The sequence below is a fragment of the Kovacikia sp. CALU 1929 genome, assembly GCF_056784235.1.
On record NZ_JBXBCF010000076.1, the window covers coordinates 67,802 to 82,874 of the forward strand.

Sequence of the window (15,073 nt, forward strand, 5' to 3'; positions counted from 1 at the left end):
TTGTGAATTTTGTAAGCATTCGCAGACCGATTGAAATCCTACTGGTAGAAGATAGTCCAGGGGATGTGCGGTTGACCCAGGAGATTTTGCGGGAGGGCAAAGTTCACAATCATCTGAACATTGTTGAAGATGGCGAACTGGCGATCGCGTTCTTGAAACGGCGGGAAGTTTTCAGCCATGCACCTCATCCAGACCTGATTTTGCTGGATTTAAACCTACCCCGCAAGGACGGCAGGGAAGTTTTGGAAGTGATTAAGATGGATCAAACCCTGAGACGGATTCCCGTGATTGTGTTGACCACCTCGCGGGCAGAGGAAGACATCTTGAGAGCCTACGACCTCCACGCCAATTGCTATATTTCTAAACCCATCGACCTGGATCAATTCACCAAAGTGGTGCGGCTGATTGAGGAGTTCTGGTTAACCATTGTCAACTTACCGCCGGAGTGAGGCATGGAAAACCAGTCAATCTCTGTGTTGCTGATTGAAGATAATCCGGGAGATGCTCGCTTGCTGCGGGAGCTTTTGCTGGAAGTGACCTATGTAGACATGAACCTGGAGCAGGTGGACTGTCTCGGTGAAGGGCTGCAACGTTTGAGTCAAGCCAGCTTTGATGTGATTCTATTAGATCTTTTCTTGCCCGATAGCCAGGGATTTGAGACCTTTAATCGGCTGCGCCACCATGAGCAGGAAGTTCCGATTGTCGTCACTACGGGCTTAAATGATGAAACCCTGGCACTGAGGGCCGTTCAGGAAGGGGCACAGGATTACCTGATGAAGGAGCAACTCACGGGTGAACTATTGGTGCGTTCCATTCGCTATGCGATCGAGCGTAAGCGGGCAGAACAAAAGATTCGGCAACAGGCAGCTCTCTTGGACATTGCCACCGATGCCATTCTGGTACGCGATCTCGATAACCAGATTGTGTTCTGGAACAAAGGTGCTGAACGACTTTATGGGTGGACTGTAGAAGAAGCCATCGGGCAGAAAACCCACGAGTTTTTGTATAAAAATTCTTCGCTGCAATTACAGACGGCTCAGACCACATTGATGCAAAGGGGGGAATGGCAGGGAGAGTTAAATCAAGTAACCAGGTCAGGTCAGGAAATTACGGTTGAAAGCCGCTGGACTCTGGTTCAGGATAACGATCAAAAACCAAAATCGATTCTGGTTGTCAGCACTGATGTAACTGAAAAAAAACAACTGGAGGCACAATTTTTCCGTGCCCAGCGCATCGAGAGCATTGGCACCCTTGCCAGTGGCATTGCCCACGACTTAAACAACATTCTGACTCCGGTGTTGGCAACTGCCCAGCTTCTAAAAATGAAACTGACCAATCTGGATGAACGTAGCCAGCGGATGCTAGAAGTCCTGGAAATTAACACCAAACGGGGAGCTGAATTAGTCCAACAGGTTTTATCGTTTGCCCGCGGTGTTGAAGGAAAACAAACCATCATCCAGATCAGACATTTAATTCGAGAAATTCAGCAAATTATTCAAGAGACATTTCCTAAATCAGTTGAAGTTAATACCGAAATCGCCGAAGACCTGTGGACCGTTACAGGGAATGCAACCCAGCTCCATCAGGTGCTAATGAACCTGTGTGTGAATGCCCGCGATGCCATGCCTATGGGGGGGGTGATCAAAATTTCTGCCCGCAATGTAACGATTGATGGAAACTACACTCGGACTAATCTTGATGCAAAAGAGGGCAATTACATTGCGGTCACGGTTTCAGATACCGGAGTGGGAATTTCTTCTGAAATTGTTGATCGGATTTTTGAACCATTTTTTACAACTAAAGATCTGGGCAAGGGAACTGGACTGGGACTATCAACCACTTTAGGCATTATCAAAAGCCATCGTGGTTTTGCCGTCGTTACCAGCACCGTGGGAGAGGGAACCCAGTTAACTATTTTTCTGCCTGCTGTACTTGCCCCTGGCGATCGCACGATCGCAACCTCAGACAACCTGGTCGGGCAAAAGGAGCTAATTCTGGTGGTAGATGATGAAATTGCCGTCCGTGAGGTGACCCAGGTATCGCTGGAAGCATACAACTACCGGGTGATTACCGCCTGCAACGGAGTGGAGGCAATTTCCCTCTACGCCCAATATAGAGACGAAGTGAAATTGGTTCTGGTTGACATGATGATGCCGTCTATGGACGGACCAACCGCCATTCGCACCCTACAAAAAATCGACCCCCAGATCAAAATCATTGCCGTCAGTGGGCTTCTATCTGACTACCAGACCTCTGCATCTGACCACTCTGGGATTCAATTTTTCTTACCAAAACCCTATACGGTTGAGGAACTGATTAAGGTCACGCGGGAGGCTTTGAAGAGTGGTTAGAAAATGTCAAGGGCTAGGAGTCAGGGAGCAGGGGGAAGATGACGCTCAGCCGAACGGTGGCAGGGGGTAGGTGCCTTTAGCATCCCCCATTTCTCATTCCCTATAAACTTCAAAACCCTCAACTCTTCACTCTCAACTCGCAACTGTCCCCCGTGCCCTACCGCTACCTGCTGTTTCACAAACCCTACAACGTCCTCTGCCAGTTTACAGACGACGATTCCACCAATCAGGCGCGATCGACCCTCAAGAACTATATTGCCGTTCCAGAGGTGTATCCAGTGGGACGGCTTGACCATGATAGCGAAGGGCTGTTGCTGTTAACCAATCATGGACAACTTCAGCATCGGTTGAGCGACCCCAAATTTCAGCATCCCCGCACCTACTGGGTACAGGTAGAGCGAGTACCAGATGGGGCAGCATTGCAGCAACTCCGTCAGGGTGTTCAGATCCAGACATATCGCACCCGTCCTGCCACGGTGACATTGCTTCCAGAAGAACCTGACCTGCCGCCCCGAAATCCACCCATTCGGTTTCGCAAATCGGTGCCAACGGCATGGCTGGAGATGTCCCTGACCGAAGGACGCAATCGCCAGGTCCGACGAATGACCGCAGCCGTAGGCTTTCCAACGTTGCGACTGGTGCGCGTTCGGATTGCCCATCTCAGTCTGGAGGGTTTGGAACCGGGGCAATGGCGGGATGTAACCAATCAGGAATTGCATCAGTTAACCCAGCTCTGTCAGTTGCCGGGAAACCAGGTGGAATCGCGATCGCGCTCTGCTTCCAACCAGAAAGGAAAAGCAGGCAATAAAAAAGGACGTTACTGGTAACGTCCTTTTAGCTAACTTAGCTGGCAAGATACTCTCTGACCCGTCCCTTGCGGCGACGAAGCTGGTCAAGTGCCTGCCGTTCAAGCTGGCGAACTCGCTCCCGGCTGAGGTTTAGCCGTTCACCTACCTTTGCTAGGGAAAGCTCATTGCCGTCCTCCAATCCAAAGCGTAGGATTAAAACCTCACGCTGTTGAGGGGTTAGCTCTGACATCAGCGTTTCCAGATCCTGGCGCAGGGACTCCTGATCCATGAAATTCTCAGGAGACTGACCATCATCTTCCAGCAGGTCTTGCAGTTCGGTGTCCTGATTATCACCCACCCGCAGATCCAGGGAAACGGGCTGACGAGCCATCGTCAGGTACTCCCGAATTTGGGCAGGCTCTAACTCCAGAGCATCTGCAATTTCAGCAGCAGTGGCAGCGCGACCCAGGTTTTGGGATAGTTCTCGCTGCACTTTCTTAATTTTGTTCAGCTTCTCCGTAATGTGAATGGGAAGGCGGATGGTGCGTGCCTGCTGGGCGATCGCCCGTGTAATCGCTTGCCGAATCCACCAGTAAGCGTAGGTCGAGAACTTGTAACCACGGGTCGGGTCAAACTTCTCCACTCCCCGTTCCAGTCCCATGGTGCCTTCCTGGATCAGATCCAGGAACTCCAGGTTACGCTTCTGGTACTTCTTAGCGATCGAGACGACGAGACGCAGGTTTGCCTCAATCATCTTTTGCTTCGCCCGCCGCCCTTTGAGCATGATCTCTTTCAGATCGGCAGCACTGATTCTGGCATGGTCTGCCAGTTCTTGCTCAGTCGGTTCGTAATTCAGGGTCTTTGCAAGCGTTTCTTTCTTTTCTTGCAGTGCCATCATCTGCTGAACCTGCTTGCCATAAATGATTTCCTGCTCATGGGTTAGCATCGGCACTCGACCGATTTCATGCAAATACGTGCGAACCATATCTGCCGTGAAGGTGGGCTTTACAGTCTTAGATCTGGTGGTGGCAGTGGTCATGGATGCGTATCAACTCCGTAGACAAAAAATAGGGAACACAGTAGACAAATGCTAATATTTGAGGGAGATAACCATCTCGTACCTGAAAGACCTGTCCAATTACAAAACATCTGGGTTTCTGGACAGTCTGCCAGGGGTGATGGGTTTCAAGATGACTAGAAAATTTTTCAGAAGAGTGGTTAGAAGACTAGAAGAATACCTGGGGAAGGTTAAAACCCCTTTCACTGAAAGAGTAACTAGCAACGACAAATGGGTGATAAGAGAGAATCGAGTGGCAACGGCAATTAAGCAACAGGTGAAGTGAGCGGTTTCAGGGCTGACCCTTTGGCAAAAGCGGAATCGTTATGAGTTTAGAGTCAGATTATAATCTCAGATTATAGCCGCTGCTAAAGCAATTTGGTTTCCCCCTACTGGATGATTCAGATGGATGATTGAGTCAGTCATTGCTGAACGGGAAACCCGATATAGGGCATCACTCTGACCTTTGCCTGAAAGCCTGCCGCTCAGCAGACCAATCAATTCCAACTTACTCTTCTATAGTGACCTGATCGGAGAACCCTGCCTAGACTCAGTTGAGAGGGATATCCGAACTTTTGAACCGCTTCTGGTGAGGATATCTGAAGCATTAATCGTGAACCTTGTGACGGGGTGCTAGATGGACTCTGACCAAGTATAGGTGTCTGTTGTAACTGGCGTATGACGAAGGTATTGACTTCGTATGTAGGTGGTTTGGGAGAAGCGGGTGAGAGGGCAGGATGGATTTAAATGCTTAAGCCAAATGCCTGAGTAAGCCACAAATTGTAGGGTGGGCATTGCCCACAAAGCCCCGTAGTCAGAGCTTTTGGAAAATGTGGGCAGTGCCCACCCTACCGGGAATTGCTGTAAATCCTTGAATCAAATTCCCAGGTCGGCTCTGGCAGTTTCAGCCGCCTTAAAAACAATTGAGTTAGGCAGTTCTTCCCAGGCAGCATCGCCAATTTCAGCATAAAAAGTCTCATCATAGGGGCGGGTCTTGACCACCACAGGCATGGGCACCGCATGACCTAAAATAAGTGCCTGCTGTTTGGAGTCGAGCTTTGACAGGACAGACTTCAGGCTTTGCGCTCCGGCAACGCCGGTGAAGATAGCATCAATATCTTTTTCATCGTTAAGCAGGGCAGTGATGCGGGTGCCGATCTGAGACATCACTTCGTTGTCAATCCCAGAGGGACGTTGATCCACAACCAGCAGGGTAACGAAGTATTTCCGCATTTCGCGGGCAATGGTGCCAAAGATGGTTTGCCCGACTGTGGCAGGATCCAGAAAGCGATGTGCCTCTTCAATCGTGATCACAAGCTGCCGGGGGCGATCGCTGACATTCTTGGTTTGCAAAAACTGTTCTGCCTTACGCACATATGCCTGGTGAATGCGTCGGGCAATCACATTGGTTGCCAGCATATAAGACAGGAGATTCGCCTGGGAGCCAAACTCCACCACGACATGCTTGCCTGCTTCCAGAGACTCTAAGATTTGTCCCACATAGTTATGGGGACAGGAGTTACGGATGTATTTCAACTCCGCCAGACGGTTTAACTTGCGCTGAAGCGCCATGATAGAAGACTTGCTGCCCATCTTGGTTTCACAAAATTCCTGGATCTCTTCGTTATTCATCGTCAGCAGACGCGAGATCCAGGGCTTACCAAACTCATTTCTTAAAATAATGGCATTCTCCAGGCTGGCTTCTGAAAGGTTTAGCTCACCCCGCACCAGCATCAAATCTTCGACATCAATCTGGTCGAAGCTAACGTAGAGTTCCTGGGCATCCCGCACACCGCGCCGTTTGGTTGAGTCTGGATCCAGGGTATAGATTTGCACCTGTCCGGGAAATAGCTGCCGCAGCCCTTTTACTGTACTGAACTGCTTCCCTTCCCGGGTCGCTTCCCAGCCATACTCGGAGTGCATATCGAAAATTAGATTCACCGCTGCCTGTTTGCGGATAATACCGGACAGCAGCAACCGGGTCAGAAAGGATTTGCCCGTCCCCGACTTGCCGAAAACACCATTGCTACGCTCAACAAACCGATCCAGGTCAAGGCAAATAGGGACTTCCATATCAATCGGTTGCCCGATCGCAAAGTTCCGGCGGTGCGGATCATCTTCCCAACCAAACACGGCACGAAAATCTCGCTCGCTGGCATCATAGACCTGGCTGAAGTGGTTGGGAATGGTTTTGACGGGAAGCAGTTCTATCTCAGCGCTGGATTGGGCTTTGTAGGAAGTGAGTTTTGAGTTTTGAGTTTTGAGTTTTGAGTTGGGTTTTGGCTCCTGACTTTTTACTTCTGGTGTGATCATTAACATTGGCGTGAGATTAATCGTGCCAAATGTACCGCTACCAGCAAGGACTTCTTGCAAAAAGGTGTTAGAGGGTTCGGGTGGGTTTGCTAGAATCCGCTGGCTGGAGGTTCCCAGGGAAACGTCGGTGAGCATACAGAAAAAGCGCGATCGCACCCCCTGCACCACCAAAAATTTGCCCACACGCATGTCTTCGACTAACACATCCGGGTGCAGACGAATTTCTAAGCCCTGGCTGAGAGAACCCTGGACAACGGAACCGAGCGGTTTCTCTAAGGTCATGTCATTCCCAACCCATCCTGTTCAGGAGAGATTTACAGAGACAATAACCTTAAATAATACATTAGTTCCAAACAAAAGAGAACGTTTGTTCTAAGTCAACTAATGAATTTCCGCAGTTGATATAGGATGGCGCTGCAAAATTCCTCATACCTTCCATCGGCATTGGGCTTGTCAAAAGCCTGGATCAATTTCTGAATTTCTTCCTGAGTCAAATTTTCAATGTCTTGAATGCTGCTCCTGACTGCCTCCCTCCTCATGCGCTGGAGTTTAGGGATGCTAAGCCCCAAAATGTTAATGGTCAATTCTGCCGCTTCTTTAAGTGGCAAATCCTTGTTTGCCACAATTTGCCCATCCTCAGTAAAGCGAAAGGCATTAGAGCAAGCTGGATCTAATGGAGTGATTTGGAGTAAGTTGTTGCCCCGCTTTTGTCCACAATGTTCTGGTTTTCGGGAAACCTCGCCTTCTCCCTCACAGCAAGCTAGAAGATTGGTGTATTCAATCGTTTCCTCATCGGAGCATTCACTTTGGGGCTTTAGATGCTCAATATGACTACCCTGCTGGCTAACTCGCATCTCACAGTAACAGCAAATATAGCCTTGCTCTTGTAGAAGAAATTGATGAAGTTCTCGCTTGACTGGATTCTGCAAATAGCGGTAATGGCAATTAGGTGTTTTCCTCTGAAGCGTTTTCCAGGTTGTCAGACTTTCAGGCTCCCGGCTTTTACGAATCTGCCTCATCGACCCAAAATTTCCTTCCGCCGAATTGCTGCTCTTGCACCCACCAGTTCTGCTTCATCTGATCCAATTTCTGCGGATAGTTCGGCTGCTTTTTCACGCGCTGTATCAAGGTTTCCCTCTTCAATCAGGCGAAACAATTCGTGCAGTTTTTCTTGATATTGGACTGGTCGAGACGGAACTCCCATTAAATCCTCAAGGATTGTATTACTGTCCCTTCCTAATGAATAATCAGGACGAAATGCTTTGATTCCTTCAGAGGTTGCTTCGAGAATGTAAATACTTTCTGGTTCAACGTGGCTAATGACTTGAGGAGAGTGAGTCGTGACGATAAATTGACAGTTTGGAAATGTTGCAGTTAGAGCAGGAATGATTTTTCGCTGCCATTGAGGATGAAGATGAAGTTCAATTTCATCAATTAGAACGACACCTTCTCCCTGAAGTGGATCTTCTAAACCGGGATTCGCGATCGCCAATCTCCTTGCAATATCCCCAACCATTGCCAGCAGACATTTCTCCCCATCAGATAGTTGATTAATAACGAGTTCCTGTTCTTGCTTCTCAACTGTCATACGAAGGGGTGATCTGCGTACTCGTAGATTAGAAAAACCGTCAAGAAACTGAGGAACCGCCCTCCTTACTGCTTCTAAGTTGCGGTCTCGGTACTCAGAAATATCTCTTCTCTCTTCATTTTCTAAATCTTCTAAAGCTCTAAACCATTGGAAAAAATCTTTAAACCTAACTTGCCCCTGATCAAGCGCTTGATTATATGCATCAATCTGAGTTAACTGATGGCTCTCAGGAATTTCTAATGAAAAATCGAAAACTGCGCGGTTAACTGAATAATAAACTAGTAATGGTAAATTTTCTTGATAAAAATTTCTCTGCCATTGATCGTAGATTTTGAATACTATTTCTTCTAACCTATCAAGATTGCTTCTATCTTGAAGGGAAATATTTTTCCGAGTTTTATTAATTGACCAAATAACATCTTTAGATTTCAGAGAAATTTGTACTTCGGCATATAACTCTTTGCTTTTATTGTTAATATCCATCCCTGTAAAAAATTGGGAGGCGTTCACCCTTTGCATGGCGATAAGCCATCCATTTCGGAGTTTTCTTCTTCTTTCTAAGTCTGATTCCTTACTACTATCATCAATTGCAAAATTCAGGAGTGCCTCGAAGTATGCAAATAATTTTGCAAAGCATTCAAGAATACTTGACTTCCCAACACCATTAATCCCAATTAAAACGTTGACTTGAGGATCAAACTCTAATGTTAAATCCTCAATGCCACGAAATGAATGGATTTTTAGGCGCTGAACTTTCATGGTTTCCCAAATATTAAAGTAGGGGTGGGTTCATCGGCACTTTTGCCATAAAACAATCCATATTGATAAACCCGCCCTTACTTATTTCATTTTCATTCCTTAATTCGGGTTAATCAATATTGATTGAGGTTGGCGAAGATGAGGACGTTGAGCTGAAAGACGTAGAGGGTTTGCGGAAGTCGGCGTAGAGTTTGTCGCGCCAGGTGAAGAAGGGTTCAAAGGTACCGATGTCGGCAATGCCGGGAACGCCTTTGCCTTTCAAAGCGGCAGGAATATCCAGATAGGGACCGTCAGGAAATTTGATGTACATGGACAGTCCGGCAACGGCGAAGTCTGCCAGGGTGGGGTGATCCGTGACCAGGTAGGGTTGCTCCATCAGAATGAAGCAGAGGGATGCCAGATCGTGCTTGATTGCGTCTTTGGCAGATTTGAAGGGATCGGGCAGTCCGGGGAGGTTAAAAAGATTTCCAGGGACAGCACCGATCAGGGTTTTCAAAAAAGCGGGGGTGCTGGATGGTAGGGTGGCAGTGCGCAAACTGGGGTCTTGCCCTAAGGCGCTAATCAGGCATTGACGGGCATTCAGACCTATAGACTCGTCTGCCCACTGTTCGATGAGCAGACACAAGCCCCGCAGTTTGGGGTCAGTGGGAATAATGGGTTTATCGGGATATTGTTTTTCCAGGTATTCTGCGATCGCCGTCGAATCTGCAATAATTTCGCTCCCATCCTTTAGCACGGGTACCTGGCGATGACCGCTCATTCGTACCAGATCAATTTGTCCAATGCCGGGAGTCACCTCGATCTTGCGATACGCCAGACCTTTATAGTCCAGGATGAGTCGCACTTTTTCAACGTAGTGAGACAGTTCAAATTGGTATAGCTCCAGCATGGGGGTTCTCCTGTCAGGCAACTCCGTAAGACTAACCCAATCCCTCTTGAAAAACAATGGAAAAACATAGCTGGAGAAGCTTTTCAACGGAGAATCGGACCATAGTTCAGTAGATAGATCAGACTAACGACAGAGCAATCATTTGCTTCAGCTTTCTAGACTGCAACTGTATCGCACGCAACTATTTTCGAAATCTTGAAAATTTTGAAAGATTTCAGTTTCGTGGCAGTCGAAGGAGATATCCCGACCATGATTTCAAACAAAAATCAAAAACTACTTAAAAACGCCACTGCGCTATTTAGCGCGATCGCTGCCAGCAGCTTTCTAGGACTGCCTGTTCTAGCTCAGGCAAATCCCGAAGTTTATAACCGGAGCCAGCAAGTACAAGGCACCACCGATGCCAACTGGATCTCTGCAAACTGTGTACCCGCCGGTTCACCCCAGGCAGGTACAATGCAACCGGGTGCCTCAATGGGTGCAACTGCTCCCGCAGGCACAACTGGTGTAACCACAGAAACGACTGACTTTGCTCAACAGTTCCCTAACCAGACTGACCCCAGAACGGTTGCTCCCAGCGTGGGTTCCATGAGGGGCAATGAAGGCAATGTTCCAGGCACAGTCCAATCCGGCGATATGCCCTATGGCGATCGGGTGACTGGAGCAATGACCCCTGACCAATCCATTTCCACCCCGGTTGCTCCGACAGGACAATACAGCTCCGGTGGAGTGGGCGGTCCTGTTGAAGGGACTACCATGCAGCAGACCACCAGAGACACCTCGCGGATTTATGGCACCCGTGCCTACGGACATTCCACCTATGAAAACATTTTGGGTCGGGGTGGTGCCACGACTGGTGGTAGAGCCAATCAACTGGTTGAGTCTGCAAACAATCCTGATCGGCGATCCGATGAATTTGCCAACCAGGTAGCTTACCGAACTGGGGACGACTGGCAGCAATCGACGAACGACTGGTATCAAACCCGTAATTACGGGCAAGCGGCACCCTCGACCGCCCAGTATGGTCAACCAGGCGGTAGCCAGACCTTAGCAAGCTGTCCTGCTGGCATGGTGCCCAGACAACCTGTACCTGGTCAACAAGCTCCGATTGATTCCAGTCCCGATGTTCGGACGAATCCTGAAGGTCAAAATGTCCCTGGACGGGCTTTGCCAAACGTGATTCAGACCCCCGATACAAATCGGTAATGTGGTAACGATCAGAGCCATCCCTATCACCTTCTAGCAATCTACTAACCCCTGAAAAACCCCGTTCAGATGAAGCCTGAACGGGGTTTTTCCCTTAATCTTCTAGCAGAGAGCGTTTTTGGAAAAAATCGAAGTCATGGTTAAGTCGAAAGTTACCATTACTGTGAAGTTATTTGCTGCTTATCAAGAAGCCTGTGGAGCTTCAGAGATGCCATTAGAGTTTCCCCAGGGAGCAACCGTAGCAGAGGTGCGCGATCGCCTCATTGCCCAACATCCCCAACTTGCTGAGTGGCGTGAGCTGACTCGCTTTGGCATTAACCTCCAGTTCGTCGAACCCAATACACTGCTACACGATGGAGATGAGGTGGTGTTGATACCGCCGGTTAGTGGGGGAGGAGGTGTCAGGTGTTAGGTGTTAGGTTTCAGGGGAGAGGTTCCTTTTGCCTGCCCTCTGGAGCAGAGCCTACAGCCCTCAGCATCTCCCACTGCCTATAAACTTCAAAACTCTCAACTCTTAACTCTCAACTTGCGCTCACCCCCTCACCCTCTCGCTCCAGCGCCAGTTGCACTAGTTGATTCACCAACTCTGGAAAGGAAATACCCGTGGCACCCCACAGTTGCGGGTACATACTAGTGGCAGTGAAACCAGGCATGGTATTGATTTCGTTGATGAAAATTTCACCTGTGGCTTCGACATAAAAAAAGTCAACTCGTGCCAACCCAGCGGCATCCACTGCCATAAATGCCCCCAGCGCCATGTTGCGGATCTGTTCGCTAACGGATTCAGGCAGTGAGGCTGGAATCACTAAATCGGCTCTGCCTTCGGTGTACTTGGTTTCGTAATCATAGAACTCGCTCTGATAAGTAATTTCGCCCACAATGGAGGCTTTGGGATTATCGTTGCCTAACACAGCACATTCCACTTCTCTGGCAACAACTCCGGCTTCTACAATCAGGCGGCGATCGAAACTGGCGGCGCTATCCAGAGCAGCTTCTAGCTGGTTCCGATTTCGTGCTTTTGAGATGCCGACCGAAGATCCCAGGTTGGCTGGTTTCACAAAGCAGGGGTAGCCCAGGGTTGCTTCAATCTCATCGCATAGCTTGGGGTAGATGCAGGGATTTGACCAGACCTGAGCGCGATTCACTGCCATGTATTTCACCTGGGGAAGTCCTGCCTGAGCAAAGGCAGTTTTCATCGCCAGCTTATCCATACCAATGGCTGAACCCAACACACCAGAGCCAACAAACGGCACCTGCATCAACGTCAGTAGCCCCTGGATGGTGCCATCTTCACCGTTTGGACCGTGCAGAATGGGAAACCACACATCAATCTCCTGGGCGGTCTCCGGAAAGTGCCAGTGGCTCGATCGCACACTCTCTAGAGAGGATTGTTCTAGCTGCAAAGCTTGACCGGATTCCAGAACACCCTGAGCAATCACGCCATCCTGCCATTGCCCATCTTTTTGAATGTAGAAGGGCAGCAGTTCATAGGATACCCGGTTTACTTCATCAGCAAAGGCTTTGGCGATCGCTCGTGCTGAAGAAATCGATACCTCGTGTTCCCCTGAGCAGCCGCCAAACAACAGTCCCACTCGTCGTTTTGTCATAAATCCACTGCCTTAATCACTAAATAAGCAATTGTAACTATCCAGGCTGACCCAGGTAATTAATTAGAGGAATCGGGAATGGGGCATTGGGAATTGGTAGTGAGTCATTAGCGACTGGTATCGGTAGTTGAGAAATCCTTCGCTTCAGGCTTTTCATCTAACGCTTACCCCGTAACCTGTACTTCATACCCTCCTTTCCCTTTCTGTCACTTAGCCTCTAATCCTAATACCCAATAGCCCCCATCCCAACTGTCAGATTTCTTGGCAGAGGAAGCGACATTTTTTACACTGTCACACTGAGCTATGCGATGATCGGGTAGTCCTGGGTACTATGTAACTGGCTAATCTTGAGAAGGGTTACAGAAAGTACACGGTTCGGTAATGCAAGTCCCGGAAAGTTATAAAATTTGCTGGGCATTAGGTGTGTCTGCGTGGTGACTCTACCAATTTCGCCAAAGCTTCAACCGTTTTTAACAGTTTAGATATTTGGCGACTGAATGCTCACGCTCACTTACCTCAATTTATATGGAACGGCGAATGACAGCGATAAACCAACTGACGAAAGCAAAGTCAAATGATGTTGACTTTTGGAACGGAAAGGGTTTAGCTCTGGCAGAAGAGAAGCGCTATGAAGAAGCGATTTCTCTTTTTAGCCGGTCAATTCAGCTTGAACCAAATAACTATGAAGCTTGGTATCGTCAGGGAGATGCCCTGGCGAATTTAGGACGCTACTCTGAGGCTTTAAGAAGTTTTTGCAGAGCAATTGAGCTAAGACCGTCAAGCCATGAAGCCTGGACATTTCATGGGGTCGTTTTGATTCATCTGCAACGTTACGAGGAAGCTCTGGAAAGTTGCGATCGCGCCCTCACTATTGCCCCAGATGATCGTGAAGCCTGGACATTTCGAGGAGCCGTTTTGCAACGCCTGGGACGGTATCAGGATGCGTATGACAGCTATAACAGGGCTACTGGTACACAACGGATGTGGAGTTGGGAAAAGATCTCCCAGTTCATCATGCATCCTTTCCAGCCTCACCCCCAGCCCTTAGGTAACGGACCTGACTGAAGCGATCTCAGACCAACTATAGAGCAATTGTTCAATACCACTTTTTCACTTGACATCGGACACCGAACACCTTTCGGCTCGGTACTTACGTCGAAGCCTGACACCGGGCACCGGACATCTAATACCTCTGTCCCCCACTGCACACTCATTGCCGTAGACTTGAAACACCAGTCTAGAGAACAGTTGGAACGGAATAATGGTCAGCCAGTCAGTTGAACATAGCACTCAGGTTTTAGGGATTGACTTGGGGGGCACGGCAATTAAGCTCGGTTGCTTTAGTCAGGACGGAACCTGTTTGCAAGCGCTCAATGTGCCCACACCTCAGCCTTCTGTGCCTGAAGCTGTTTTAGCCGCCATTGTGGATGCGATCGCCCAGATTGATCCAGATAAGCAGGCAGTGGCGATCGGGGTTGGTACTCCTGGTCCAGCCGATGTCACAGGGCGGATTGCCAGGGTTGCAATTAACTTAACAGGTTGGCATGATATTCCCCTGGCAGATTGGCTAGAGGCAAAAGTTGGAAGACCCACTATGATTGCCAACGATGCCAACTGTGCTGGGCTAGGAGAAGCCTGGTTAGGGGCTGGGCGCTGGTACAATGACCTGATTTTGCTGACGCTGGGGACTGGCGTGGGTGGAGCGATCATTCTGGACGGCAAACTGTTTGTTGGGCATCATGGCACTGCGGGAGAACTGGGTTTGATTACGCTCAACCCTGAAGGACCAACCTGTAACAGTGGTAACCGGGGTTCCCTGGAATCCTATACTTCTGTGCAAGCCATTCGCCGTCGCACGGGCATGGAACCAGAAGAATTGGGAATGCTGGCACTGGCAGGAGATTCCAAGGCATTAGAGTTTTGGCAAAGCTATGGCAGAGATTTAGGAGCGGGTCTTGCCAGTTTGATGTATGTGCTGACACCAGAAGCCATCATTATTGGCGGCGGTGTTAGCGCCAGTGCCGACTTCTTTTTTCCGTCAGCATGGGCAGAAATTGAACAGCGGGTGCTACCCAGTTCCCGCGCTGGTTTGCAGTTGCTCAAAGCCGAGTTAGGCAATCAGGCGGGGATTGTCGGTGCTGCCAAACTAGCATGGCAAATGATTCAAAAAATGGGCATTTGAAGCCTATGCTAGTGGTCTGTCAAGAATTATTTTGTGGGCTGAAAACCTCACAATAATAGCCCCGGACCTATCCGAGATTCACAAACACAAAGTTGACGAACCACTGTGGCTGTAACTCTTATGAGACGGCTATAAAAAAAGCCCTCGTTAACAAACGAGGGCTTTACACTTAGAAGGTGTAAACTACCTTGTCTTAGAGAGCGTTACCACGAGGTAGAACCTCCTCAGGGAAGACAAAGTTTTCATGGGGCTGATCCTGAGGTGCCATCCAGGCTCGGATGCCCTCGTTCAGCAGAATGTTCTTGGTGTAGAACGTTTCAAAATTCAGGGTCTTCG

General features: G+C 48.9%; 13 protein-coding genes and 1 pseudogene. 7 read left to right on the forward strand and 7 right to left on the reverse strand.

Features of this window, described 5'->3' with window-relative positions:
• Nucleotides 1–2: 2 nt before the first annotated feature.
• The 3 genes from AC1S52_RS19860 to AC1S52_RS19870 all read left to right on the forward strand — a co-directional run bounded on the left by AC1S52_RS19860 (nt 3) and on the right by AC1S52_RS19870 (nt 3,178).
• A complete protein-coding gene (locus tag AC1S52_RS19860; RefSeq protein WP_482030780.1) occupies nt 3–449 on the forward strand; it encodes a response regulator in 447 nt (148 codons plus the stop codon).
• Between the two features lie 3 nt (nt 450–452).
• Entirely contained in the window at nt 453–2,351 is a 1,899-nt protein-coding gene (locus AC1S52_RS19865) for a hybrid sensor histidine kinase/response regulator (RefSeq protein ID WP_482030781.1), read from the forward strand.
• A gap of 152 nt (nt 2,352–2,503) precedes the next feature.
• The gene (locus tag AC1S52_RS19870) at nt 2,504–3,178 is read left to right on the forward strand and encodes an rRNA large subunit pseudouridine synthase E (RefSeq protein ID WP_482030782.1); all 675 of its coding nucleotides are present in this window, start codon (nt 2,504–2,506) and stop codon (nt 3,176–3,178) included.
• A 16-nt stretch (nt 3,179–3,194) separates the two neighbouring features.
• Here AC1S52_RS19870 and AC1S52_RS19875 read toward each other — a convergent pair whose 3' ends face one another.
• The 5 genes from AC1S52_RS19875 to AC1S52_RS19895 all read right to left on the reverse strand — a co-directional run bounded on the left by AC1S52_RS19875 (nt 3,195) and on the right by AC1S52_RS19895 (nt 9,745).
• Nucleotides 3,195–4,178 (reverse strand): RNA polymerase sigma factor, RpoD/SigA family, encoded by a 984-nt coding sequence (locus AC1S52_RS19875; RefSeq protein ID WP_482030783.1) that lies wholly within the window; start codon nt 4,176–4,178, stop codon nt 3,195–3,197.
• Nucleotides 4,179–5,072: 894 nt separating this feature from the next.
• Nucleotides 5,073–6,791, reverse strand: a complete 1,719-nt coding sequence (locus tag AC1S52_RS19880; RefSeq protein WP_482030784.1) for a helicase HerA domain-containing protein — start codon at nt 6,789–6,791, stop codon at nt 5,073–5,075.
• Nucleotides 6,792–6,886: 95 nt separating this feature from the next.
• Nucleotides 6,887–7,528 (reverse strand): retron system putative HNH endonuclease, encoded by a 642-nt coding sequence (locus AC1S52_RS19885; RefSeq protein WP_482030785.1) that lies wholly within the window; start codon nt 7,526–7,528, stop codon nt 6,887–6,889.
• Entirely contained in the window at nt 7,525–8,856 is a 1,332-nt protein-coding gene (locus AC1S52_RS19890) for an AAA family ATPase (protein WP_482030786.1), read from the reverse strand. The genes AC1S52_RS19885 and AC1S52_RS19890 overlap by 4 nt, the downstream gene beginning before the upstream one ends.
• A 109-nt stretch (nt 8,857–8,965) precedes the next feature.
• Nucleotides 8,966–9,745: a glutathione S-transferase family protein gene (locus tag AC1S52_RS19895; RefSeq protein WP_482030787.1), complete on the reverse strand. Its 780-nt coding sequence runs from the start codon at nt 9,743–9,745 to the stop codon at nt 8,966–8,968.
• A gap of 249 nt (nt 9,746–9,994) precedes the next feature.
• On the opposite strand from AC1S52_RS19895, the gene AC1S52_RS19900 reads away from it, so the two are divergent.
• Nucleotides 9,995–10,948 carry a hypothetical protein gene (locus AC1S52_RS19900; protein ID WP_482030788.1) on the forward strand — a complete coding sequence of 318 codons (954 nt, stop codon included), beginning with the start codon at nt 9,995–9,997 and terminating at the stop codon, nt 10,946–10,948.
• Nucleotides 10,949–11,084: 136 nt separating this feature from the next.
• Nucleotides 11,085–11,360: a MoaD/ThiS family protein gene (locus tag AC1S52_RS19905; protein ID WP_482030789.1), complete on the forward strand. Its 276-nt coding sequence runs from the start codon at nt 11,085–11,087 to the stop codon at nt 11,358–11,360.
• Between the two features lie 109 nt (nt 11,361–11,469).
• Here the strand turns inward: AC1S52_RS19905 and AC1S52_RS19910 are convergent, their stop codons facing one another.
• A complete protein-coding gene (locus AC1S52_RS19910) occupies nt 11,470–12,555 on the reverse strand; it encodes a D-alanine--D-alanine ligase family protein (protein ID WP_482030790.1) in 1,086 nt (361 codons plus the stop codon).
• A 537-nt stretch (nt 12,556–13,092) separates the two neighbouring features.
• On the opposite strand from AC1S52_RS19910, the gene AC1S52_RS19915 reads away from it, so the two are divergent.
• Together AC1S52_RS19915 and AC1S52_RS19920 are read left to right on the forward strand one after the other, a co-directional pair.
• Nucleotides 13,093–13,620: a tetratricopeptide repeat protein gene (locus AC1S52_RS19915; protein WP_482030791.1), complete on the forward strand. Its 528-nt coding sequence runs from the start codon at nt 13,093–13,095 to the stop codon at nt 13,618–13,620.
• A 196-nt stretch (nt 13,621–13,816) separates the two neighbouring features.
• The gene (locus AC1S52_RS19920; RefSeq protein WP_482030792.1) at nt 13,817–14,737 is read left to right on the forward strand and encodes an ROK family protein; all 921 of its coding nucleotides are present in this window, start codon (nt 13,817–13,819) and stop codon (nt 14,735–14,737) included.
• Between the two features lie 193 nt (nt 14,738–14,930).
• On the opposite strand, the pseudogene AC1S52_RS19925 reads toward AC1S52_RS19920, so the two are convergent.
• A pseudogene (locus tag AC1S52_RS19925) lies at nt 14,931–15,073 on the reverse strand (photosystem II D2 protein (photosystem q(a) protein)); the annotation flags it as partial.

What these genes read in the sequence shown, in the direction of transcription:
- AC1S52_RS19880 (WP_482030784.1), bottom strand. Translation starts at nt 6,791, where the DNA reads ATGACCTTAGAGAAACCGCTCGGTTCCGTTGTCCAGGGTTCTCTCAGC.
- AC1S52_RS19885 (WP_482030785.1), bottom strand. Translation starts at nt 7,528, where the DNA reads ATGAGGCAGATTCGTAAAAGCCGGGAGCCTGAAAGTCTGACAACCTGG.
- AC1S52_RS19910 (WP_482030790.1), bottom strand. Translation starts at nt 12,555, where the DNA reads ATGACAAAACGACGAGTGGGACTGTTGTTTGGCGGCTGCTCAGGGGAA.
- AC1S52_RS19865 (WP_482030781.1), top strand. Translation starts at nt 453, where the DNA reads ATGGAAAACCAGTCAATCTCTGTGTTGCTGATTGAAGATAATCCGGGA.
- AC1S52_RS19875 (WP_482030783.1), bottom strand. Translation starts at nt 4,178, where the DNA reads ATGACCACTGCCACCACCAGATCTAAGACTGTAAAGCCCACCTTCACG.
- AC1S52_RS19905 (WP_482030789.1), top strand. Translation starts at nt 11,085, where the DNA reads ATGGTTAAGTCGAAAGTTACCATTACTGTGAAGTTATTTGCTGCTTAT.
- AC1S52_RS19915 (WP_482030791.1), top strand. Translation starts at nt 13,093, where the DNA reads ATGACAGCGATAAACCAACTGACGAAAGCAAAGTCAAATGATGTTGAC.
- AC1S52_RS19900 (WP_482030788.1), top strand. Translation starts at nt 9,995, where the DNA reads ATGATTTCAAACAAAAATCAAAAACTACTTAAAAACGCCACTGCGCTA.
- AC1S52_RS19895 (WP_482030787.1), bottom strand. Translation starts at nt 9,745, where the DNA reads ATGCTGGAGCTATACCAATTTGAACTGTCTCACTACGTTGAAAAAGTG.
- AC1S52_RS19890 (WP_482030786.1), bottom strand. Translation starts at nt 8,856, where the DNA reads ATGAAAGTTCAGCGCCTAAAAATCCATTCATTTCGTGGCATTGAGGAT.
- AC1S52_RS19920 (WP_482030792.1), top strand. Translation starts at nt 13,817, where the DNA reads ATGGTCAGCCAGTCAGTTGAACATAGCACTCAGGTTTTAGGGATTGAC.